This is a genomic window from Kribbella sindirgiensis, assembly GCF_004331435.1.
GTDB lineage: Bacteria > Actinomycetota > Actinomycetes > Propionibacteriales > Kribbellaceae > Kribbella > Kribbella sindirgiensis.
Genome location: NZ_SJKA01000008.1, coordinates 116,236 through 137,849 on the forward strand (window position 1 = coordinate 116,236; position 21,614 = coordinate 137,849).

Genomic DNA, 21,614 nt, shown 5'->3' on the forward strand with positions numbered 1-21,614 from the left:
CCGGCACACCCCACACCCCCACGGCAAGTCCGAATGTCTAGGGTGTCTCGGACAGGCGGCCGCTGATCGTCCTGGCCAGAGACTGACGTGCGGAGTCCTGAGACCAGCGGGAGTTGACCCTTGGATTGTCGAGTGCTTCCTTGAGTGCCCTGCGTTCATCCGCCGACAGTGAGCCGAGCATCATGTTCGCAACCATCAGGCCCTGGTACTGCTCGAACGCCGACTGCGAGTCCTGAATCGCCTGCAGCACCGAAGCGAAGTCGGCCAGATGGATGTCACATCGCATGAGCGCGAGCGCCATGACCCGGCGGCCTGGCGTACCGAGCGCGAACATACTCTGGACGTCCTGGGGGCTGAAGTCTCCCGACTTCGCCATGGCACGCGCCTGGCGTACGAGATCTTCCATCTGACCCGTCCGTCGTGGACTCGCCGGCGTCGCCCGCAGTTCGTCGTACTTGTCCGCGATCCCGCCGATGTCCGGTCCGGAACTCGCCCGGACAGCGCCCGTGGTTGCTTGGGTGATGTTCATCGCGGCATCCCGTGCGGCTTGCGCAGTACCGAAGTCTCCAGCGCTCTCTGCACGACGCGACAGTCCCAGCAGTGCGTCCGTCGCACTCATCTTCAGTCCGAGGCGAAGTCTCGCGTACAGCCATCCGATCAGGAACCCGAGAACGGCGAAGTAGATCACGACACTCCCGGCGAAGGCGCTAGCTCCGGCCTGACCGCCGACCGCGGGCGCGAGTCCTGTGAACAGACGGCCGGCTCCGTCCTTGACGGTCCCGAGCTGAGTCAACGTCGCTCCGATGATCAGCGTGGTCAGCCAGTCCGAGATCCGCTCCAGGTTGGTATTGGCGCCGATGGAGGGCACGGATGCATCGGCCTGAGCGTTCTGGGCGACGGCGAGGCTCCGCGGCACACCGAACAGGAGCCCGAAGAGCGCACCGACGCTCAGTGCGGCAGCGGCGATCATCACTGACGCCGACAGGTTCCTCCAACTCATTCCGCTCGCCGCCACCGAATAGACGGCGGTCAGCAGCAACCCCACACCCACCGCGCCGATCTGCGTCCATGCCATCGCCGAGAGCTTTTTGCGGTCCTTCCTCGGCTTGCCCGCTTCTTCGCCCACAACCGGAACTTGCCCAGCAGCCGGCTGCCCCTGATCCCCGTCCATGTCTCCCCCACTCGACAAGGTCAGAGTGCACCCGGCGACACAAACTGTAAAGACCGCGCTTTCAAAATTGGTACTTGAAACAATTGTTCCACGGTTATCGCGGCTATTCTCGGAGAATCAGGAAACTGGGTAGGCAGGTGTGGTCTGCTCCGCGCCCGGTCCAGACGCGAAACCTGAACAGCGGGGAAACAAACTCGCAGATCGCGACAGACCCACGACTCGATGCACCCGATCGATAGCGGCAACCGGGAACAGGCAATGGTGACTGGCGACAGGCAATACCGGGTGCCCACCCACCATTGCCTGTTCCCTGATCCCGGATCGGGTTGATCACCGGCAGGACGAGCCTCGGGGATGCATTTGCTTGATCAATCGGATGCTCAGCCGAGGAACTTCTCCGCTCGGGCCACGTCGGTCTCGACGCGTTCTGGTGGGAAGGCTTTGAGGACTGACTCGTGGACTTGGTCGACCATCCAGTGGGCCTCGTAGCTGCGTCTTGTTGCTGGGGTGAGGTGGGCCAGTTCGTTCTCGACTACCTTCAGTTCCTCCGGGCCGACTGTCGTTCGGCCGATGCTGCCCCAGTGCAGGCCGAGGAGCGCGTAATGGCGATCGCCGCGGACGGCGCCGGTGTTCCAGTCGACGACGCCGGTGACGTTGCCGTCGGCGTCGAACAGCACGTTGCCTGGTGTGTAGTCGGTATGCACGAGATCATCGCCCTGCATCCGGAACGGCCGCCCGCCGTCAATTTCCAGCAATCGCGCCAACAGCCGCCTGCCACGCTTCCCGAGCCGGCCGACGGTGTGCTCGAACACGCCGTCGGCATCCGGGAAGGCCCTGGGCCGCGGGACCTGTGGATCATGACGGAGCAGCCCGGCGAAGCGGTTGTTCATCGTGACGAAAGACGCCGCCGTGGTCGCGTCCAGCGCACTCACATGACGGCCAGGCAACCTCTCCTGCACGACAGCGACGTACCCGTCCGAAAGCTCAAGGACCAACTGGTGCTCCGGAACAGGCAGGCCTCGTCTGCGGACCTCGTTCAGCACACGCGCCGTCTGCCGCATCACCGCCAACGACGTACGAGTGCGCGTGATCGCGGACTCGCGCCCGTCCGGCCACGCGACGAACGCGGCGCTGCTGGAACCGCCGTCCTGATCGGCCAGCCCGGTCAGCACCAGTCCGCTGCCTGTGCGAGCGTTCACCTCTTCGATGACCGCGGTCGGCGCCCACGGATTCTCCGAGGACCGAAACTCGATCTTGTGCTCCGTCACGGCCTCACCTCCGCGACGTTCTTGACCAGCCAGCGGGCCAACGGGCGCAACTGGGAGAAGGCGGCGAGCACCTGATCCGCCGCGGCGGGCGTGTGAATCCATTCCTCGCAGCCGAGCGAGCGGGTCGCGATCACCGACTTGTGCCGGAAAAGCTCCGCCCGCGGATGATCAACCGGATAACCTCGCAGCGGCCGCTTCAGCAGCTCGCCCGAGAGTACGAATCCCTCCCGCTCGAGCTTCCGCGCAATCGCCACCAAACGCGGACCGGAACCGTCGTCCGCAACGGCGGCGCGATAACGCTCGATCTGCGCCGGCGGCGCGTACCACCACGCCACGCAAACCTCCAACCCGTCCAGATCGAACCGCACCCCGAGCTCGACATTCCGGGCCAACCGCACAATCGCGCTCTGCCGCTGCCAGGCCCTCAGCAACACCTCGCCGTACCCCCAGACCGAGAAGTCCTCGTACGCCGAATCCGCGTCCGCCACCGCATTCAGCAGCTCGATCATCGGCTGCCGAACCAATTCCTCCCGCTCCCGCCGGCACTCCCGCCGCACCTCGGCGGATGGCTCCCCCTCGAGCCTGAGCAGCACATCGAACGCCTCTCGCGGCCAACCCTCGAACGTCCCACTCACCCAACGCAGCATAACGATTGAATACGCACCTCCAGGCGCCGTATCAGCTGCCGTTCACGAGCCTCTTATGGGCGAGAGAAGCGGAGGTGGAGCACATGGGGATTCTTCAGGATCCGCCGGCCGACGGGCTCACATCGGACACGAGAGTTTCCTTTCACTACTGGCGGCGGGTCGGGTTCCTGCTGGCAGGCGTCGCCGTCATCGTGCTTGCCGTCGTATTTCTCGGTGACCGTGCCGGAGACAACGATTCGTCGCAGGCAGTCTGGGTCGTGCTCCTCCTGATCGCCGTCGCGCTGAGCGGCGTCGCCGTCTTCACGGCCACTCGCATGCAGCGCAACTGGCACGCCGGACTGCGCTGGGGCGCCCTGATCCTGGGCGCTGTGGTCGCCGCGCACTTCGGCGACCTGGCGAGCCTCAAGGGTCAGACGCGATCGATCGTCCAACTCGAACTCGCCGGCAGCAGCAAGGCGTGGACAGCCTGCGCGTGTGACCCGCTCTTCACGAAGGCCGTCCAGCAGGACTTCTGGTTCATCGTCTCGTACGTCTTCCTGCTCGGCCTGCTGGCGTCCTGGACAGGCATGTACTTCCGGCTCCCACTGCTACGGCGGGCGCGTACCACCGTGGTCATCGCCGTCGTCGTCGCGGGCGTCTTCGACATCTTCGAGAACGTCCTCATGCTCACCGCGGGATCGTCGAACGGGCCTTGGAGGTTCGTAGCGGTCTTCGCCTGGGCCAAGTTCGCGTTGCTCGTCGTCGCCGTCGTCTACAGCGCGGCGGGTGCCTTCGCGTGGTGGTCCACGCCGCGCTGGGTCAGGCTCGCCTCGTGGGCGCTGCCGAAATACGCGCAGAAGGCGGCCGGCATGAAGCCGAAGGCGGGCACGCCGGAAGAGGCCGAGCAAGCCCCGGAGGGCAACCAGATGCAACGCACCGCGCCCCCGCCAGGAGAGGCGAAGTACGGCATCGCCCTGTCCGGCGGCGGGATCCGGGCGTCGTCGATCAGCCTCGGCGCACTCCAGGCGCTCGACGATCAGGTCCTGAGCTGGTCCGGTGCGCGCGCGGTCACCGCTGTGTCGGGTGGATCGAATATGGCGGCCGGCTGGAGCATCTCGCGATCCAGCCTGCCGGCGACCGACACCGAGACCACCGCACGGGCGCAACTCCGCGAACTGGCACCACGTCCGTGGCAGCAGCAGGAGAACGGATGGCTCACTCCCGAAGAGCGCCACCTGGTGGACAACCTCGGGTACCTCGGGTCGAACCAGCCTCGGGGCTCCGACACCGATCCGGCGGCGGCGAGAGCGACCAGGCAAGCCGGTCCCGACAGCAACCAGACGTCCACCAAGGCGTCGTACCGTCCAGCCGTTTTCGCGACCGTGATCGCAGGGCTGACCGTCAACGTGATCGTGCTGACGAGCATGCTCTGGGCGATCACACGGCCCCTGGGCTGGGCCCTGCGCAACTTCACGGACCGGAGCGGCGTCCTGCCGAAAGAGGCGATGCACCAACTCGTCAAGAACCATTCGCTCTCGCTCCCCGGGCTCATTTTCCTCGGCGCCGGATTCGCCGTCCTGATGCTCTGGGTCCTGGCCGGCCGGTTCCTCGTCGGGTACGCCCAGACCAACAAATGGGCACGGGTCATACTGCAGACACTGAAGCGGGCGTCGTACGGCGCGTTCGCCCTGGGGGCGCTGCTCGCACTTGCCCTGTGGGGCTTCGTCGAACTGGTCGGCGCTGTCGCCCACCTGTCGTTCGCCACGCTGGTCGCGACAGCTGGTGCGAGTGCCGGTGTCGTCGGTTCGGTCGTGCGCATTCTCAGGAAGCCGGCTGCGCGTTTCGCGCCCATGCTCGGCGGCATTGCCTTCGTTGTGGTCGGGCTGGGTGTGACGGCCCTGGCGACCTGGACCGCGGCCAAGTACGAGGTGACGTGGTCCGGGGATGATCTGTTCAGCTGGCGATCCGGCTGGAACTGGGTTCTCGCACTCGTGCTGCTGACCATTGTGCTGCTTGGACCCAGCTCGGAAAGCTGGTCGCTGGCGCCCTTCTACCGGGGCAAGCTGAGGCTGGCGTACGCGACGTACCGGACCGAGCAGACGCCGGGCGAGCTCCGGGTGCAGCCGTACGACAACGATGTCCCTGGCACTCCCGACGCCAAGCGTGAACCTGGCCTGTCCGCCTTCAACTACGACACGACAGCGGTGCGTACGCCGCTGGTGGTGTGCACGACGAGCACGGTGACCTCGCGGGCGGTCCGCACCCGGTACGGCACTCCGGCGCTGAGTGTGACGTTCGACCCGGAGCGGACCATCCTGCATCTGCCGCAGGACGGGCGCGGCAACACGCTGCAGTTCGCCGCATCGACCCGAGTGCTCGACCGGCTCGGGCAGAAGATGCACAAGCGGATCACCACGATGATGGCGGTCGCCATCTCCAGCGCCGCGGTCTCCCCCGCGATGGGCCGGTACCAGATCGGTCCGACCAGCATGCTGCTGGCGTTCTTCAACATCCGGCTCGGCGTGTGGATCGCCAACCCACGCTTCATCACTCAGCTCGAAGCCGCCGGTCTGGCGAACGAGCCGGACCTCGCGTACCCCCGGACCGGGCTCGGTTATCTGTTCAAGGAGTTCTTCGGGGTCCACGACCTCGACGACCCCTACCTCTACCTCACCGACGGCGGCCACTGGGAGAACACCGGACTCGTCGAGCTGCTCCGGATCCCCGAGATCACCGAGATCGTCTGCGTCGACGCCGACTCCGGTCCAGGTGACGCGACCAGCTCGCTCGGCAAAGCGATCGCGATCGCCCCGAGCGAGTGCGACATCCGGATCGACATCAGCCTCGACCCGCTCCGGGCGGCGCCGAGCGGTTCGCGCGTCCCGGCGTACTCGCCCCGGACCGTCAACATCGGGTTCTTCACCAAGGGTGCCGGGTCCTTCACCGGCCAGACCCCGGTCGGTGTCCTCTGGTACGCCAAGCCCGGCCTGGCCAAGGAGATGCCCGCGGCGTTGCTCGCCTTCCACGAGCGGTACCCGACCTATCCGCGGGAGTCGACCCTGAACCAGTTCTTCGATACCGCGAGCTTCGTTGCCTACCGCAACTTCGGTCGCTACAACGCCCGCCAGATCCTGCTGGCACGCCAGAAGCTGCAGGCGGCGCTGACGGAACTGCTGGCGATCCCAGACGCGACCCTCGACGAGCAACTGAAGGCGATGGCCGGTGACCACTGGGTCATCGCCGAGCTGTCCCGCGCCGCCCACAGCGCCGCCACCACGCCGCCCTTGATCAGAGCGTATTGCCTCGCGGTTCAGACCTCACTCGTGTCTTGATCAGCGGTAGCGGCGGGACTTGTTGCCGGTAGTGGATTCGCCCGGCTGCCATTGGGCGATCCACGGGCCGGTTCCCTCGGACGGATCCACGATGCCGGCCTCCAGCCAGCTGTGTTTCCCGTCGAGCACCTGCCGCGCCAACCGTCGATCGTCGTCGTCCGTGTTGCTCCACAGCTGATCGAACAGGTGGTCGACCCGCAGCCGCGCCTGCTCGCAGAACACCGCCGCCAGCTCGTACGCCGACTCGCCCCGGCCGGCGTCCTGGCCGCGGAGCGTCTCGGCGCGCGAACAGGAGGCCGCCATCGCGAACAGCTCGGCGCCGATGTCCACGATCCTGGCCAGGAACCCTTGCCGGTACTCGAGCTTCGCCTGCCAGCGCCCCATCCCGTAGAACGTCTGCCGCGCGAGCTTGCGCGACGAGCGTTCGACGTACCGCAAGTGCTTCGCGAGCGGCCCGAATTCACGGTACGACCTGGGATCGGAGCCCTTGCCGACGGCGAGCTGCGGCAGCCACTTGGCGTAGAACCCGCTCGCGTTCACCGCGGCCCGGGCCTTGGCCTGGAGGTCGGCGTCCGGTGAGGCCAGGTCGCCGGCCGCGGACAGGTGCGCGTCGACCGCTTCCCGGGCGATCAGCAGATGCATGATCTCGGTCGAGCCCTCGAAGATGCGGTTGATCCGCAGGTCCCGCAGGATTTGCTCCGCCGGCACTGCCCGTTCGCCGCGGGCCGCGAGCGAGTCGGCGGTCTCGTAGCCTCGTCCGCCGCGGATCTGCACGAGTTCGTCGGCGATCCGCCAGGCCATCTCGCTGGCCCACAGCTTGGCCAGCGCCGCCTCGATCCGGATGTCCTTGGTGCCCGCGTCGGCCAGGTTCGCCGACAGGTCGAGTACCGCCTCGAGCGCGAACGTGGTGGCCGCGATGAACGAGATCTTCTCGGCCACGGCCGCGTGGGCCCCGATCGGCCGGCCCCACTGGACGCGCTCCGCGGACCACTCCCGCGCGATCTTCAGGCACCACTTGGCCGCCGCCGTGGTCGTTGCCGGGATGGACAGGCGGCCGGTGTTCAACGTGGTCAGCGCGATCCGCAGGCCGTCGCCCTCCCGACCCAGCCGGTTCTCGACCGGCACCCGGACCTGGTGGAAACGGGTGACACCGTTCTCGATCCCGCGCAGCCCCATGAAGGCGTTGCGGTTCTCCACCGTGATTCCCGGCGCGTCGGCCTCGACCACGAACGCGCTGATGCCACCCCGCCGGCCGTCCTGCTCCGGTACGCGGGCCATCACCACGACCAGCTCGGCGATCACACCGTTCGTCGTCCAGAGCTTCACGCCGTCCAGGAGGTACGCCGTACCGTCGTCCGTCGGCGTCGCGGTCGACGCGAGCCGGGCCGGGTCGGAACCCACATCGGGCTCCGTGAGCAGGAACGCGGTCACCGCGCCGGCCGCGCACCGAGGCAGGAACCGCTGCTTCTGCTCGTCGGTCCCGAACATCTTCACCGGCTCCGGCACACCGATCGACTGATGCGCGGAGACGAGCGCACTGACGCTCGGATGCACCGACGCGACCAGCATCAGCGCCTTGCCGTAGTACGACATCGGCAGGCCCAGGCCGCCGTACTCGGTGGGGATCTTGATGCCGAACGTCCCCAGCTCCGCGAGTCCCCGCACGTACTCGTCCGGGATCTTCGCCTCCCGCTCGATCAGCAGGCCGTCGAGGGTCTCGCAGTACGCCGCCAACCGGGCGATGAACTCGTCACCGCGTGCTGCGTCGTCCGCCGCGACGGCGTGCGGTTGGGGGTGGATCAGCGACAGGTCGAAGTCGCCGAGGTACAGCTTCTTGGCGAAGCTCGGCCGGGTCCACTCGGTCTCCCGGGCCGCCTCCGCGACCTCTCGGGCCTCGCGCTCGCCAACTTGCCGGGTTTGTGCCGTCACGGGTATCCCTCCTCGTCCGAGGACTCCTACTACCCGCTAGTACCCTAAAACTCAGAGTCCGACCATGGCCATGCCTGCTGGGTTGTAACGGTCCCCCTGGACGCCGATCCGAGCGGCCAGCGCGTCGAGGTCGGCGATCTCGTCGGCCGACAGCGCGATCTGGGTCGCGGCCGTGTTCTCGTCGACCCGCGGACGCCGACGGGTTCCGGGGATGGGGACGATCCACGGGTGCTGCGCCAGCAGCCACGCGAGGGCGATCTGGCCGGGCGTGCAACCCTTCGGCTCGGCGAGGGCGCGGACGTAGGCGACCAGTGCCTCGTTGGCGGTGAGATTGCCCGCCTCGAAGCGCGGGACCCGCGAGCGGATGTCGTCGGCGGTGAACTCGGTCGACGTACTCACGGTGCCGGTCAGGAAGCCCTTGCCCAGCGGGCTGAACGGCACGAACCCGATCCCGAGCTCCGCGCACGCCGGCAACACCTCCGGCTCCGGGTCCCGCGTCCACAGCGAGTACTCACTCTGCACAGCCGTCACCGGATGTACGGCGTGCGCCCGGCGGATCGTCTCCGCACCGGCCTCGGACAGCCCGAAGTGCCGGACCTTGCCGGCCCGCACGAGCTCGGCGACCGCACCGGCGACGTCCTCGATCGGTACGTCGGGGTCGACCCGGTGCTGGTAGAACAGATCGATCACGTCGATCCCGAGCCGCTGCAGCGACTCGTCCGCGACCCGCCGGATCTGCTCGGGACGTGAGTTCGTCCCCGCCATCCGGCCGTCCTGGATGTTCCACCCGAACTTGGTCGCGATCACGACCTGGTCCCGCACCGGCGCCAGCGCCTCGCCGACCAGTTCCTCGTTGACGTACGGCCCGTACACCTCAGCCGTGTCGAAGAACGTCACGCCGGCAGACTCCACGGCGTACCGGATGACACCGATCATGTCGTCGCGATCACCAGGGTTCGGCCCGTAACTCTGCGACATCCCCATACAGCCGAGCCCAACCGCGGAAACCTCCAGCCCTTGGCCGAGCGTACGCGTGTGCATGCTTCTTCCTCCTCAGTTCGCTGCCGCGACCGTAGACCCGCACCACGTGCGCAGGGAGTCTCTGCCGTTCCAGGTACCACCAGTACCTCCCTCGCCCCGCTGAGTGCACCGCGTTCCGGGCTTGACGTAGGGCGGTTTCCAGCGTGCTATGAGCCATGGGTGGGCGCGAGGGGGTTCCTTGGAGCTCCAAGGCATTCGGGCTGCGTCTGCCAGCGGATCTGGGGCATACTGCCGCGGCCCTTGTTCTGGTCGGTGCGGCTTACTATCTCGGTGCACGTCTGGGGCTGGGCCTGTCGCTGGTCGAGCGGAACGTCACGCCGTTGTGGCCGCCCAGCGGCATCGCGCTGGCAGCGTTCCTGGTTCTGGGAAGGTCGATGTGGCCGGCTGTCGCAGTCGCGGCTCTGGCCGTGAACCTGCCGATCAGCGCCGGCCCGGTACCCGCGCTGTTCACCGCCGTGGGCAACACACTCGCGCCGCTGGTGGCGGCGTACGTCCTCGACCGCGTCGGGTTCCGCCGGCAGTTGGATCGGTGGCGTGATGCGCTCGCGATCGTCTTCCTCGGTGCGCTGGGGAGTATGACGATCAGCGCGACCATCGGCTCCATCGCGCTCATTTCCTCGAAAGGAACCGGTGGGCTGGCCGGTGCGTGGGTGGTGTGGTGGACCGGTGACGCGATGGGCGTTCTCGCCGTCGCGCCGTTCCTTCTCTGCATCCCACTGTTCTGGGAGCTCGAGCCGTGGACGGCCGTGCGCTGGCTCGAGGCGGCGGCAATCCTCGTACTGACCTCGGCCCTTGCCTTGTGGACTGCGTCCACCGACCTGGCCCTGTTGTTCCTGGTGCTGCCGTGCCTGGGCTGGGCCTCGTGGCGGCTGCAGTTACGCGGTGCCGCTCCTGCCGCGCTGATCGCCTCACTGATCGCGACCTGGTCGGCAACCCACGAGCTCGGACCCTACGCGGGTGAGTCGCTGCTGGAGCAGATGCTGACGCTCCAGGCGTTCAATGCCACCGTCGCGCTCACGTCGTTCTTCCTCGCCGCGCTCGTGACCGAGCGGGTGGGGTTTGCTCGCGCGCTGATGTCCGCGGCTTCCGACCTGGAGGAGCGCGTCAAGACCCGTACGGCGCAGCTCACCGCAACCAACGACCGCCTGCGCCGCGAGATCCTGCACCGGCACGCCGCCCAGCAACAGCTGACCCTGGAGGAGGCACGTTCTCAGCGCGAGCATGACATCGCGGAGACCCTGCAACGGAGCTTGCTCCCGGACCGGTTGGCGGCCATCCCCGGCGTGGCAGTGGCTGCCCGATACTTACCGGCGACCGCGGACCTGCATGTCGGCGGCGACTGGTACGACGTGATTCAGCTGCGCGGCGGCCTGATCGGTCTCGTGATCGGCGACGTCGCCGGGCACGGTCTGCAGGCCGCGGCGGCGATGGCACAGCTGCGGATGGCGGTCCGCGCGTACGCCGTCCACGATCCGGCACCGGTCGCGGTGATGAACGGCCTGCACGACCTGGTTCGCGAGCTGCCCATGGCCGAGATGGTGACCTTGCTCTACGTCCTGTACGACCCGGACAACGGCACGATGCGGTTCACGAACGCCGGCCATCCGCCCGCGCTCCTCATCGACGACGGGGACGCGCGGTACCTGGACGGCGGGCTGGCCCCACCGCTCGGCGTACTCACGCGATGGGACTACACCGAGGCGACGCTGCACTTGCGGCCCGGAGCGACCTTGCTGCTCTACACCGACGGGCTGGTCGAGAAGCGCACACGGTCGATCCAGGACGGCCTCGACCGGCTGCTTGCCGAAGCATCCGCGGTCGCGCGATCCGACCTCGAAGCGCTCTGCGACCATCTCCTCTCGACCCTCCCGGACCTCGACCAGGTCGCCGACGACATCGCACTCGTTGCGCTCCAGCCGTTGGTGCTGGCCGGTAGACCGCTGGTGCTCGAAGTACCGGCCGAGGCACGCATGCTCTTTCAAGTACGGCACGCGTTACGCCGCTGGCTCCGCGAGTCAGGCGTCGACGCCCAGATCGCCGGCGAGCTCGAGATCGCCTGCGGGGAGGCCTGCAGCAACGCCGTCAGCCACGCGTACGGCACGTCACCGGGCGACATGCAGGTCGAGGCACGACTCGTCGACGGCACCGTCGAACTGACCGTCCGCGACCACGGCCACTGGCGAACCCCAACCGGCCACACCGGCGGCCTCGGCCTGACCCTGATCCGGAACCTCACAGACTCGGTAGACGTCGACAGAACCCCATCCGGTACGACGATCCACATGCGACGCCACCTGCCGGCAGAAGACGACCAATGACTGCAGGCTTCCAGTCCGCTCCGGCTTCCAATCAGCACTACCAGGCGTTAGCATCGTCATATGGCGATAACAGTGGACCCGGTCGATGCGACGCTGGAGCACGGTGACGAGTCGGCCGCGCTGAGCGTGGCGGCCTGCCTGTTCCACGGGTTCAGCGACGCGTCCCGGCTAGCGATCGTGCGGCACCTCGCGCTCGGTGAGCACCGCGTGGTCGATCTGACCGAGCATCTCGGCCTGGCCCAGTCGACGGTGTCCAAGCATCTTGCCTGCTTGCGGGACTGCGGCCTCGTGGACTCGCGGCCGCAAGGCCGGGCCTCTCTGTTCAGCCTGACCCACCCCGAAGCGACCATGCGGTTGCTGTCGGCGGCCGAGGAACTGCTCGGTCTGACCGGCGACGCGGTTGCCCTCTGCCCGGTCTACGGCGTGGAGGCACAGGGATGAGCGAGCCGCAGCCCCTGCACATATCGCCTACTCCCCCGAGCACCTGGACCACAGATGCCGAGCAACGCCGCAAGCTGAGCCGTCGCGCTCAACTGCTCGCCGGCGCATCGGTCACCTACAACGTCATCGAAGCCGTCATCGCCATCAGCGCCGGCCTGGTCGCGGGATCCGTCGCGCTGGTCGGCTTCGGGCTGGACTCGGTCGTCGAGGTCTCCAGCGGGCTGATCATCTTGTGGCAGTTCCGTCACCGGCTTCCCGAAACCCGGGAGCGGCAGGCGCTGCGGCTGCTCGCGTTCTCGTTCTTCGGGCTCGCCGCGTACGTCGCCTTCGAGTCGATCCGGACCCTGATCACCGGCTCCGACCCTGACACGTCGCCGGTCGGTATCGGGCTCGCGATCGCTTCCCTCATCGTCATGCCGTTCCTGTCCTGGGCGCAGCGCCGTACCGGCAAAGCCCTCGGCTCGAACGCTGTCGTCGCGGACTCGACGCAAACCTTGCTCTGTACGTACCTGTCCGCTGTCCTGCTGATCGGTCTCGTACTGAACGCGACCCTCGGCTGGGGCTGGGCCGACCCGATCGCGGGCCTCGTCATCGCCGCGGTCGCCGTACGGGAGGGCATCGAGGCCTGGCGCGGCGAAGGCTGCTGCTCCCCCATCGCGAGCACAGGCCCTGCGGGCTGCAGCTGCGGCGAAGGCACCTGCAGCGACGGCTGCTGCGACTGAGCCGCGGTCATACTGAAAGACCCTGCTCTGACCGCGCCTCCACAGGCAGCCGCTGGGTGAGGAACAGGAGGAGACCCGCGACCGCGCAGGATGCTGCGACCAGCAGGACCAGGGTTCGGTACCCGAGCGCGGCGGCGAGCAGCGCCCCGCCCAGCGGTGCGGTGGCCTTCGCGATCAGGATCGGCGCGGCCAGCGTGCCCGCGATCGTGCCGTACCCGGTCGCGCCGTACCTCTCGAGAAGGATCACGGGAGTCGCGATCGACGCCACCCCGAAACCGAGACCGAACAGCACCAGGCACGCGATCGCTCCGGGCAGGTCGCGCCCCACGACGGGCAGCAGCGACATCGCCACACCTTGACCGACGAGGACGATTCCGACGATCGTCGCCATGGGCAACCATCTCGTGGACAGGGTGGTGACGACCCGGCCGGTCACCGACAGCAGCCCGAGCAGGCCGGCAAGGGTCGCGGCAACCACGGCCGGGTGGCCGAGGCTGATCAGGTACTGCACGAGATGTACGGCGATCACGGCCAGCGCCGCACCGTGCAGGACGAACGTTGCTGCGAGCAACCAGAACGCGGGATCCCGCAGAACCCACGCCGGCGATGCCCGCAACCGTCGCTCGTGATGTCCAGCAGCGGAGACGTGCCGCAGCCCGAAGCCGTGCAGCGGGACGGTCAGCGCGAGCGCGATCGCCAGTACGACGAGGGTCTGCCGCCACTCGATCCGGTCGACCAGCCGACCGGTCAGCGGGATGAAGATCGAGCTCGCGAACCCCGCGACGAGTGTGATCCCCAGCAGCGCCTTCGCCCGCCGTGCAGGCTCTGTGGCCGCCACGACCACCGCGAACGCCGGCTCGTACAGCACCATCGCCGACGCCACACCGATCAGCGCGAACACGGCGTACAACTGGACGGCGTTGTGGACGTGCGACCACCCGAGCACGGCCAGCGACCCGATGATCGATCCGGCCGTCATCAGCCCGTGCCCGCCGCGGGCGTCCAGTCGGCGTCCTACCGGTATCGACAACAGACCTGCCACCAGGACGGCGATCGTCAGCGCGCCGGCGGCCGTGGTGTGTGAGATTCCCAGGTCGTTGCTCATCGGGCCGAGGATCACGCTGAAGGCGTAGTAGAGCACGCCGTACCCGACGGTCTGGGTGACGGCGAGCACTCCGACCAGCCGTCCAGGTCTGACCGCCGCGCTGGTGGTCAGACCTGGAGTTGTGGTCATCAGTTGCAGCAGCCGGATTGCTCGGCCTCGACGACTGTGAGCAGGCCACCGCTGATCCCGGTCGCCAGCCCGCGGGTCACCGGGGCCTCGATGCTGACCGGGGCCGGGCCGCAGCAGCCACCCGCGGCCTCGTCGGCGGAGTCGCCGTACGCCAGGTTCGACGAGCACACACCGGTCTCCGGCAAGTTCAGCTGGACGTCCCGCGCGGCCTCCCAGTCACCGGCCAGCGCCGCGACGACCGAGCGAGCCTGCTCGTACCCGGTCGCCAGCAGGAACGTCGGCGCCCGGCCGTACGACTTCGCACCGACCGCGTAGTACCCCGGCTCCGGGTGCGTCAGCTCGTCGACGCCGTGCGGCGGGACGGTACCGCAGGAGTGCTTGTTCGGGTCGATCAACGGCGCCAGCGCCCGCGTCGAGCCCAGGATCGGGTCCAGGTCGAGCCGCAACTCACCCACCATGGCGTGGTCCGGCCGGAACCCGGTGGAGTTCACCACCGTGTCCACAACGACCTGCTGGTCGCCTGCCGTCAGCGCCACGCGGCCGTCCGCCGTACGCCCTATCGACTCGGTCCGGAAGCTGCTCACCAGCTGCACCCGCCCCGACTGCACCAGCTTCTTCAACCGGGCGCCCAACGCGCCACGCGCAGGCAGTTCGTCGGCCTCGCCGCCGCCGTACGTCCGCGCCTGGTCCGTGCCACGAACGACCCAAATGACTTCCGTTCCCGGCTCATGCTCGGCCAGCTCACCCAGCTCCAGCAGCGTCGTCGCCGCCGAGTGCCCAGCGCCCACAACGGCCGTACGCCGACCCGCGAAGCGTTCACGATCGCGCCCGAGGACGTCCGGGAGCGCAGCCGAGATGGCGTCCGCGACCTCGGCCTCGCCGCGCGCCGGGATGCCCGACGCACCGAGAACGTTCGGCCGCCGCCAGGTACCGGCCGCGTCGATCACCGCCGACGCGATCATCTCCTCCCCGTCCGCCAGCCGCACCAGGAACGGTGCCGACTCACGGCCCGCCGTACGGATACGGTCGTACCCGACGCGGGTGACTGCGACCACCTCAGCGCCGTACTGGACCTTGTCGCCGAGCGTCTTCGCCAGCGGGGCCAGGTACTCGTCGATCAGGTCGCCGCCGGTCGGCAACGCGTCCAGGTCGGGCTCGGTCCACTCGCCTTGCTCGAGCAGCCGGCGCGCGGCGTCGTCGATGTCGTAGCGCCACGGGCTGAACAGCTTGACGTGCCGCCATTCGTCGATCGCCGCAGCCACGCTCGGACCCGACTCCAGAACCCGGAACTCGACTCCGCGTTCGGCCAGGTGCGCCGCCGCGGCCAGTCCCACCGGGCCTGCTCCGATGACTACCACCGGCTCTGTCACGATCATCCTCCGTGCTGTCTAGAAGTTCATCTAATCAGCAGATTGCCTCTTGATTCGATAAGAGTCAAGATAGACATATGTCGAAACAGGAGCTGCAGGTGCTCACCGGCTGCTGCACGCCGATCTCCGAGGCCGCCCTTGACCCGGCGCAAGCGGCCGACGGCGCCGCGGTCTTCAAGGCCCTCGCGGACCCGATCCGGCTCCGGCTGATGTCGATCATCGCCTCGGCCGGCGACGAAATCTGCGTCTGTGACATCACGCCGCACTTCGAGGTGAGCGGCCCGACGATCTCGCACCATTTGAAAGTTCTCCGCGAGGCCGGCCTGGTCGACTGCGAGCGTCGCGGCACCTGGGTCTACTACTGGCCGCTGCCTGAGCGCCTGACCTGGCTCTCCAGTTTGCTGTCCGCACCCGCAGCCGCCGGCCTCTGACCGGCGCCGAGGCGCGGCTAACGTTCGACCGGCAGGCCCGCCAACGACCACTCCGGAAACCCGTCCTCAAGACGGTATGCAGCTCGGCCGGCAGTGCTGAGCATCCGAACGGCCTCGTCGGCGTACACGCAGTACGGACCACGGCAGTACGCGACCACATCGTCGCCGCCATGGACCTCACCGAGACGTTCGCGCAGTTGGTCAATCGGCAACGAGACCGCACCAGGCAGGTGCCCAGCCGCGAACTCCGGTGCCGGCCGGACGTCGAGTACGACGACATCGCCGGTCCGCAGGCGCGTCGTCAACTCATCGCGGGTCATGGTCTGCAGCGCCGTACGGTCACCGAGATAGTCCCGCGTGAGCTGCTCGAGTCCAGCGACATGCTCCTCGGCGGCCGCCCGCAGCGACACCCACAACGCGACGACCGCCGGACTCGCCGGCGCGTAGTAGATGTGCGTTCCGGACCGGCGAGTGCGGACGAGTCCGGAGCGCAGGAGCCGTTGCAGGTGGTGCGAGGTGTTCGCAACGGTCTGTCCGATCTCGGCAGCGAGCTCATCGACCGATCGCTCCCCCTGGGCCAGCACGTCGATCAGCTCGGCCCGGCGGCCGTTCGCCAACGCCTTCGCCACCTCGGACAAAGCGTCGAACAGTCGCGCCTTCGCCGCGTGATCACCCATGCCCAGCCTCCCGACCAGCATATTCAAGTCTTCTCTTGACAATAACCCAGAGTCCGGCGTCTTATTCAAGTAGTCTCTTGAATAGGCGGCCTGATGACCGTAGTACCCCTTGTGGACGAAGGACTCGGCAACTCGTCGTACCTCGTCGACCTCGACGACGGCCGGGCGCTGGTCGTGGACGCGAGTCTCGATCTGCGGGCGGTCGGCGCTGCGGCCGAGCGGCGAGAGCTGACCGTGGCGTTCGCAGCGGACACGCACCTGCACGCGGACTTCCTGTCCGGTGCGCGTCGGCTCGCCGCGATGCAGGGCGCTGAGGTGCTGGCCTCGGAGGCAGGGCGGCGGACCTTCGGACATCGCGGACTACGCGACGGCGACGAGGTCGACCTTGGAGGTCTGCGGCTGCGAGCCCTCGGTACGCCGGGCCACACGCACGAGCATCTCTCGTTCGTGCTCCTGGACGGCGAGCGCCCGCTGGGCGTCTTCACCGGCGGGTCGCTCATCGTCGGCGCGGCGGCGCGGACCGATCTCGTCTCCCCCGACCGGACGGAGTCGTTGGCTCGCGCGCAGTACGCGTCGCTGCAACGCCTTCTCGAACTGCCCGACGACGTCGCGGTGTGGCCGACGCACGGAGCCGGTTCGTTCTGTTCGGCCCCGCCCGGCGCGGACCGGCTCAGCACGATCGGCCGGGAACGGGCGACGAATCCGTTGCTGCAGGTCGACGGCGAGGACGAGTTCGTGGCGGCGCTGCTCGGTTCGCTCGGCAGCTTCCCGCCGTACTTCCTCCGACTCGCGGAGCTCAACCGGCGAGGTCCGTTGCCCGACCGCGCTCCCGCTCTTGAACCACTCGCCGTGGACAAGGTCCGGACGATGCTCGGTGAAGGAGCCGAGTGGATCGACGTACGCCCGACGCGGGACTTCGCGGCAGGGCATGTACCAGGCGCGTTGTCGATCCCGTTCCGGGCGGCGTTCGCATCCTGGCTGGGCTGGCTGGTGCCGGACGAGCGGCCGCTGATCGTTGTCCGAGGCACCGATCAGGACGCCGATGAGATCGCCTGGCAGGCGGCGAAGATCGGGTACCGCTTCGCCGGTGAGGTTGCGATCGCTGCTTGGGACGGGCAACTGACCCGCACCCGGCTCGTCGGCGCGGAACAGGTCGGTGGCGCGGTTCTCGACGTACGGCAGGACTCCGAGTACGACGCCGGTCACGTTCCCGGCGCACAGCACATCGAACTCGGAGCGCTCCCGGACCGCGCCGACGAGGTACGGCGGGAGCCGACGATCGTGATGTGCGGACACGGTGAACGCGCGATGAGCGCGGCCAGTGTGCTCGAACGCGCCGGGCATCGCGACCTCGCCGTACTCATCGGCGGCGCCGACGACTGGGCGGCCGCGACCGGACGGCGCCTGGCGACCTGATGCGGCTCGGGATCCGCGCGAACCTCGCGCAGTTCAGCTTGCTCGTCGCGGTCAACGCGCTCGTCGGCGGCATGCTCGGCCAGGAACGCACCGTCCTCCCGTTGCTCGCCGAGCAGACGTTCCACCTGACCGGCTACACCTTCCTGCTCACGTATGTGCTGGCCTTCGGGCTGACCAAAGCAGCGACGAACTACTTCGCCGGCACCTGGTCGGACCGGTTCGGCAGGAAACCCGTCCTGCTGGCCGGGTGGCTGATCGCCCTCCCCGTTCCGCTGCTGCTGATCTGGGCGCCGTCGTGGGCCTGGGTGATCGTGGCCAACGTCCTGCTCGGCATCAACCAGGGCCTCACCTGGTCGACCACGGTCATCATGAAGATCGACCTCGCCGGTCCCGAGCGACGCGGCCTCGCGATGGGACTGAACGAGGCCGCCGGGTACGTCGCGGTCGCGGCGACCGCCCTCGCAACGGGTTACCTCGCGGCACAGCACGGACTCCGACCGGCACCGTTCCTGCTCGGACTCTCGTACGCCGCTCTCGGCCTCGGGCTGTCCGTGTTCGCCGTGCGGGAGACGCGCGATCATGCGCACCTCGAGGCCGCACAACACGAACGTCGCGGTGAACTGACCGACCGGGAAGTGTTCACCCGTACCAGCCTCACGGAGCCGGCGCTCTCCTCGGCCAGCCAGGCGGGGATGGTCAACAACCTCAACGACGGACTCGCCTGGGGGCTGTTCCCGATCCTGTTCAGCACCGCGGGACTCTCGGTGGCGCGCATCGGGATCCTCGCCGCCCTCTACCCGGCCGTTTGGGGCCTCGGGCAACTTGTCACCGGCCCGCTGTCCGACCGCTGGGGGCGCAAGCAGTTGATCACCGCCGGCATGCTCGTCCAAGCCGCGGCGCTGGCCGTGATCGCGGCAGCAAGCTCGTTCACCGTCTGGGCGTCGGCCGCAGTACTGCTCGGCATCGGCACCGCCATGGTCTATCCCACCCTGCTCGCCAGCATCGGCGACGTCGCTCATCCGGCCTGGAGAGCGCGGGCCGTCGGCGTCTACCGGTTGTGGCGCGACGGCGGCTTCGCGATCGGCGCGATCCTCGCCGGCATGATCGCTGACGTCTGGGGCGTGCGCGCAGCGGTCTGGGTGGTCGCGGCTGTGACCGCGTTCTCGGGTCTGGTCGTTGCGCTGCGCATGTACGAGACGCACCCTCGTCGTACGGGCACGCTTCCGAGGGGGACGCGATGATTTACCAGACGGACTCGGAACCGCCGCCCGGATCGGAGGGGATCTGATGGCTATCGACGAGCGGGTGCGAGAGGTCCAGGCTGGGCTCCCCCGCCTCACGCCTGTTCAGGCGTTCGAGGCTGTCCGGAACGGTACGGCGTACATCGTGGACACCCGGCCCGAGTACCAGCGCCGGGCGGCCGGCGAGGTACCCGGCGCGATCGTGATCGAGCGCAACCACCTCGAATGGCGACTCGACCCGGCCTGCGCCTCGCGCATTCCCGAGGCGGTGTCCACCGACATCCAGTGGATCGTGCTCTGCGAAGGCGGCTACTCCTCGAGCCTCGCAGCCGACTCCCTCCGGGACCTCGGGTTGCTCCGCAGCACCGACGTCGAGGGCGGATTCCAGGCCTGGCAGGACGCCGGGCTACCCGTCGTACACCCGGCGACACCGACCGAGCCACGCACCGCATGACCACTACGTGAAGGGCTTTCGTCACCGTGAAACCGACACGATCACCATCGCACGGGCAGTTCGGTCAGGCCTCCGGTCAGCGTGTCGCGTCGCAGCTCGAGGTCGCCGATGTCGACAGCGAGTCTCAGGGCTGGGAGGCGTTCGGCCAACTGGGTGAGAACGGTCTGGAGTTCGATCCGGGCCAGTGGTGCGCCGATGCAGTACCGCGCGCCGTGCCCGAAGGTGAGATGAGCCCCCGCCTTCCGGGTGACGTCGACCTGGTCCGGATCGGTGAACACGGCCGGATCGTGGTTCGCAGCACCGTTGTCCAGCAGCACCAGCTCGCCGGCGCGGACCGTCGTACCCTCGATCTCGAAGTCCGTACGTGCATAGCGCGGGATGCCACCGCCGCCTTTCGCCGGTGCGCGCAGCATCTCCTCGACGGCATCCGGGACCACCGTGGGGTCGCGGGTCAGCGCCCGCCACTGCGTCGGGTTCTCGAGCAGAAGCAGCGTGCCGAGCCCTATCTGGACAACCGTCGTCTCGTGCCCCGCGAACAACAGGGCCATCGACAGACCCGCGGCCTCGGCGTCGGACACGCCCTCGGTGGCACACAGACCTGAGATCACGTCGTCACCGGGCCGCTCCCGTTTGCGGGTGACGAGCCCCAGCCCGTAGCGGAACAGTTCGCCGAGCCCTCGCTCGGAGCGGGCGCGATCGTGGATGTTCCCCGCATCGGCCGTCCACGCCCGGAACTGGTCGCGGTCCTCGTACGGAACGCCGAGCAACTCGCAGATCACCAGGATCGGCAGCGGTACCGCCAGCCCCGCGTGCAGATCGGCCGGCGGCCCGTGCGCCACCAACTCGTCGACGAGTCGCGCGGTCAGCGCTTCGATCCGCTGCCGAAGCGCCCGCATCCGACGGGCGCTGAAATGGGGCTGAAGCAGAGATCGCATCCGGGCGTGGTCCAGCTGCTCGGTGTCGAAGTTTCCGAGCGGTCCGCCGAACAGAGCTGACTCGCCGGTCCGTGCCGCGGTCTCGGGGGCCGGGTGAGCACGCCCGAGTCGGGCGTCATCGAGCAGTTCCCGGACCTGTGCGTGACCAGTGACGAGCCAGGCCTCGTCGCCGACGGCGGTCCTGATGCGGTGAATCACGCCGTTCGCCTGAAGCTCACGAAGTTGCGGGGCGGCGTCGAGCGGGTGCGGTTGCTCGAACGGAAGCTGGGCGAGCTCAGACATGGGAACCTCCGGTTGTAAAAGCCGACTTAAACAACCGTAGATGTAGAATCCATCCTTAACAAGAGAGGATGACTGTGGATCGAGAGACCCGCGCACCTGCCCGGCGCCTTCCGCGGGCCGAGCGGCGCGAACAGATCCTCGGTGCGGCCACCCGTGCGTTCGCGCGGGCCGGCTACGCCTCCACCGGGCTCGACGACGTCGCTGCGGAGGCCGGAATCACCCACGTGATCGTGTACCGGCATTTCGCCTCGAAGTCCGACCTGTACCGCGCGGTCCTCGACCGAGCCTGTCTGCGGCTCGCCGACACCGTCGGCACCGGCGAGTACGGCGACGACGCCATTGCGACGCTCCTCCGCGCAGCCGCCGCCGACCCGGACGGCTTCCGGCTGCTGTTCCGGCACGCGACCCGCGAACCCGAGTTCGCCGACGTGATCGACCAGATCCGGACCGGCGCAACGCAGATCGCCGACCGGCACCTGACCGGCGAGATCCCCACCGGCCCCTGGCGGGACTGGGCGACCAGCCTGATCCCGACCCTGGTCCTCGAGGCCGTCATGGCGTGGCTCGACGCCGGCCAACCCGACCCGGACCAGGCGGCGCAACGCATCTCCGGCGCAATCAACGCCATCACCGCAGCCGCGAAGCCCTTCTGATGTCTCGCAGACTCTCGCTGGCCGGCCGCACGGGTCCATCAGCCGCCGGTGATCGGGGACATCGTGCGACCGA

Annotated in this window: 18 protein-coding genes; 9 read left to right on the forward strand and 9 right to left on the reverse strand. The window is 68.3% G+C overall.

Annotated elements, in window-relative coordinates:
- Positions 1–37: 37 nt before the first annotated feature.
- The 3 genes from E0H50_RS23915 to E0H50_RS23925 form a co-directional block, all read right to left on the reverse strand.
- On the reverse strand, positions 38–1,075 hold the full coding sequence (locus E0H50_RS23915; RefSeq protein WP_131292273.1) for a hypothetical protein: 1,038 nt from the start codon (positions 1,073–1,075) through the stop codon (positions 38–40).
- Positions 1,076–1,551: 476 nt separating this feature from the next.
- Positions 1,552–2,439 (reverse strand): phosphotransferase, encoded by an 888-nt coding sequence (locus E0H50_RS23920; protein ID WP_165547271.1) that lies wholly within the window; start codon positions 2,437–2,439, stop codon positions 1,552–1,554.
- On the reverse strand, positions 2,436–3,074 hold the full coding sequence (locus E0H50_RS23925; RefSeq protein ID WP_238151173.1) for a DUF2461 family protein: 639 nt from the start codon (positions 3,072–3,074) through the stop codon (positions 2,436–2,438). The genes E0H50_RS23920 and E0H50_RS23925 overlap by 4 nt, the downstream gene beginning before the upstream one ends.
- A gap of 95 nt (positions 3,075–3,169) precedes the next feature.
- Here E0H50_RS23925 and E0H50_RS23930 point away from each other — a divergent pair, with 95 nt between their 5' ends.
- The gene (locus E0H50_RS23930) at positions 3,170–6,397 is read left to right on the forward strand and encodes a hypothetical protein (protein WP_131292279.1); all 3,228 of its coding nucleotides are present in this window, start codon (positions 3,170–3,172) and stop codon (positions 6,395–6,397) included.
- Here E0H50_RS23930 and E0H50_RS23935 read toward each other — a convergent pair whose 3' ends face one another.
- Together E0H50_RS23935 and E0H50_RS23940 are read right to left on the reverse strand one after the other, a co-directional pair.
- Entirely contained in the window at positions 6,398–8,326 is a 1,929-nt protein-coding gene (locus E0H50_RS23935) for an acyl-CoA dehydrogenase family protein (RefSeq protein ID WP_131292281.1), read from the reverse strand.
- A 51-nt stretch (positions 8,327–8,377) separates the two neighbouring features.
- Positions 8,378–9,367: an aldo/keto reductase gene (locus E0H50_RS23940; RefSeq protein ID WP_131292283.1), complete on the reverse strand. Its 990-nt coding sequence runs from the start codon at positions 9,365–9,367 to the stop codon at positions 8,378–8,380.
- A gap of 155 nt (positions 9,368–9,522) precedes the next feature.
- Here E0H50_RS23940 and E0H50_RS23945 point away from each other — a divergent pair, with 155 nt between their 5' ends.
- Genes E0H50_RS23945 through E0H50_RS23955 form a run of 3 tightly spaced genes read left to right on the forward strand, consistent with a single transcriptional unit; the run spans position 9,523 to position 12,848 of the window.
- Positions 9,523–11,685, forward strand: coding sequence for an ATP-binding SpoIIE family protein phosphatase (locus E0H50_RS23945; protein ID WP_131292285.1), 2,163 nt, complete (start codon positions 9,523–9,525; stop codon positions 11,683–11,685).
- 60 nt (positions 11,686–11,745) lie between these two features.
- Entirely contained in the window at positions 11,746–12,126 is a 381-nt protein-coding gene (locus tag E0H50_RS23950) for an ArsR/SmtB family transcription factor (protein ID WP_131292287.1), read from the forward strand.
- Positions 12,123–12,848 (forward strand): cation diffusion facilitator family transporter, encoded by a 726-nt coding sequence (locus E0H50_RS23955; protein ID WP_131292288.1) that lies wholly within the window; start codon positions 12,123–12,125, stop codon positions 12,846–12,848. Before E0H50_RS23950 ends, E0H50_RS23955 begins: the two co-directional genes overlap by 4 nt.
- 7 nt (positions 12,849–12,855) lie before the next feature.
- Here the strand turns inward: E0H50_RS23955 and E0H50_RS23960 are convergent, their stop codons facing one another.
- A complete protein-coding gene (locus E0H50_RS23960; protein ID WP_131292290.1) occupies positions 12,856–14,082 on the reverse strand; it encodes an MFS transporter in 1,227 nt (408 codons plus the stop codon).
- Complete coding sequence (locus E0H50_RS23965) at positions 14,082–15,458, reverse strand: FAD-dependent oxidoreductase (RefSeq protein WP_131292292.1); 1,377 nt, start codon at positions 15,456–15,458, stop codon at positions 14,082–14,084. The genes E0H50_RS23960 and E0H50_RS23965 overlap by 1 nt, the downstream gene beginning before the upstream one ends.
- 71 nt (positions 15,459–15,529) lie before the next feature.
- Between E0H50_RS23965 and E0H50_RS23970 the strand changes: the two genes are divergently transcribed.
- Complete coding sequence (locus E0H50_RS23970) at positions 15,530–15,883, forward strand: ArsR/SmtB family transcription factor (RefSeq protein ID WP_131292294.1); 354 nt, start codon at positions 15,530–15,532, stop codon at positions 15,881–15,883.
- A 17-nt stretch (positions 15,884–15,900) separates the two neighbouring features.
- Here the strand turns inward: E0H50_RS23970 and E0H50_RS23975 are convergent, their stop codons facing one another.
- Positions 15,901–16,560: an ArsR/SmtB family transcription factor gene (locus tag E0H50_RS23975; protein WP_131292296.1), complete on the reverse strand. Its 660-nt coding sequence runs from the start codon at positions 16,558–16,560 to the stop codon at positions 15,901–15,903.
- 93 nt (positions 16,561–16,653) lie between these two features.
- Here E0H50_RS23975 and E0H50_RS23980 point away from each other — a divergent pair, with 93 nt between their 5' ends.
- Genes E0H50_RS23980 through E0H50_RS23990 form a run of 3 tightly spaced genes read left to right on the forward strand, consistent with a single transcriptional unit; the run spans position 16,654 to position 19,671 of the window.
- Positions 16,654–17,976 carry an MBL fold metallo-hydrolase gene (locus E0H50_RS23980; protein ID WP_202868303.1) on the forward strand — a complete coding sequence of 441 codons (1,323 nt, stop codon included), beginning with the start codon at positions 16,654–16,656 and terminating at the stop codon, positions 17,974–17,976.
- On the forward strand, positions 17,976–19,217 hold the full coding sequence (locus E0H50_RS23985) for an MFS transporter (RefSeq protein WP_131292300.1): 1,242 nt from the start codon (positions 17,976–17,978) through the stop codon (positions 19,215–19,217). Before E0H50_RS23980 ends, E0H50_RS23985 begins: the two co-directional genes overlap by 1 nt.
- A 46-nt stretch (positions 19,218–19,263) precedes the next feature.
- Positions 19,264–19,671 (forward strand): rhodanese-like domain-containing protein, encoded by a 408-nt coding sequence (locus tag E0H50_RS23990; RefSeq protein ID WP_131292302.1) that lies wholly within the window; start codon positions 19,264–19,266, stop codon positions 19,669–19,671.
- Positions 19,672–19,712: 41 nt separating this feature from the next.
- On the opposite strand, the gene E0H50_RS23995 is transcribed toward E0H50_RS23990, so the two are convergent.
- Positions 19,713–20,888 (reverse strand): cytochrome P450, encoded by a 1,176-nt coding sequence (locus tag E0H50_RS23995; protein ID WP_131292304.1) that lies wholly within the window; start codon positions 20,886–20,888, stop codon positions 19,713–19,715.
- A gap of 68 nt (positions 20,889–20,956) precedes the next feature.
- Here E0H50_RS23995 and E0H50_RS24000 point away from each other — a divergent pair, with 68 nt between their 5' ends.
- Positions 20,957–21,541 carry a TetR/AcrR family transcriptional regulator gene (locus E0H50_RS24000; RefSeq protein WP_131292306.1) on the forward strand — a complete coding sequence of 195 codons (585 nt, stop codon included), beginning with the start codon at positions 20,957–20,959 and terminating at the stop codon, positions 21,539–21,541.
- Positions 21,542–21,614 lie beyond the last annotated feature (73 nt).

Coding starts and splice junctions, on each gene's coding strand:
- E0H50_RS23915 (WP_131292273.1), bottom strand. CDS start 1,075: ATGGCATGGACGCAGATCGGCGCGGTGGGTGTGGGGTTGCTGCTGACC.
- E0H50_RS23930 (WP_131292279.1), top strand. CDS start 3,170: ATGGGGATTCTTCAGGATCCGCCGGCCGACGGGCTCACATCGGACACG.
- E0H50_RS23940 (WP_131292283.1), bottom strand. CDS start 9,367: ATGCACACGCGTACGCTCGGCCAAGGGCTGGAGGTTTCCGCGGTTGGG.
- E0H50_RS23945 (WP_131292285.1), top strand. CDS start 9,523: ATGGGTGGGCGCGAGGGGGTTCCTTGGAGCTCCAAGGCATTCGGGCTG.
- E0H50_RS23950 (WP_131292287.1), top strand. CDS start 11,746: ATGGCGATAACAGTGGACCCGGTCGATGCGACGCTGGAGCACGGTGAC.
- E0H50_RS23955 (WP_131292288.1), top strand. CDS start 12,123: ATGAGCGAGCCGCAGCCCCTGCACATATCGCCTACTCCCCCGAGCACC.
- E0H50_RS23960 (WP_131292290.1), bottom strand. CDS start 14,082: ATGACCACAACTCCAGGTCTGACCACCAGCGCGGCGGTCAGACCTGGA.
- E0H50_RS23965 (WP_131292292.1), bottom strand. CDS start 15,458: ATGATCGTGACAGAGCCGGTGGTAGTCATCGGAGCAGGCCCGGTGGGA.
- E0H50_RS23970 (WP_131292294.1), top strand. CDS start 15,530: ATGTCGAAACAGGAGCTGCAGGTGCTCACCGGCTGCTGCACGCCGATC.
- E0H50_RS23975 (WP_131292296.1), bottom strand. CDS start 16,560: ATGGGTGATCACGCGGCGAAGGCGCGACTGTTCGACGCTTTGTCCGAG.
- E0H50_RS23980 (WP_202868303.1), top strand. CDS start 16,654: ATGACCGTAGTACCCCTTGTGGACGAAGGACTCGGCAACTCGTCGTAC.
- E0H50_RS23985 (WP_131292300.1), top strand. CDS start 17,976: ATGCGGCTCGGGATCCGCGCGAACCTCGCGCAGTTCAGCTTGCTCGTC.
- E0H50_RS23990 (WP_131292302.1), top strand. CDS start 19,264: ATGGCTATCGACGAGCGGGTGCGAGAGGTCCAGGCTGGGCTCCCCCGC.
- E0H50_RS23995 (WP_131292304.1), bottom strand. CDS start 20,888: ATGTCTGAGCTCGCCCAGCTTCCGTTCGAGCAACCGCACCCGCTCGAC.
- E0H50_RS24000 (WP_131292306.1), top strand. CDS start 20,957: ATGACTGTGGATCGAGAGACCCGCGCACCTGCCCGGCGCCTTCCGCGG.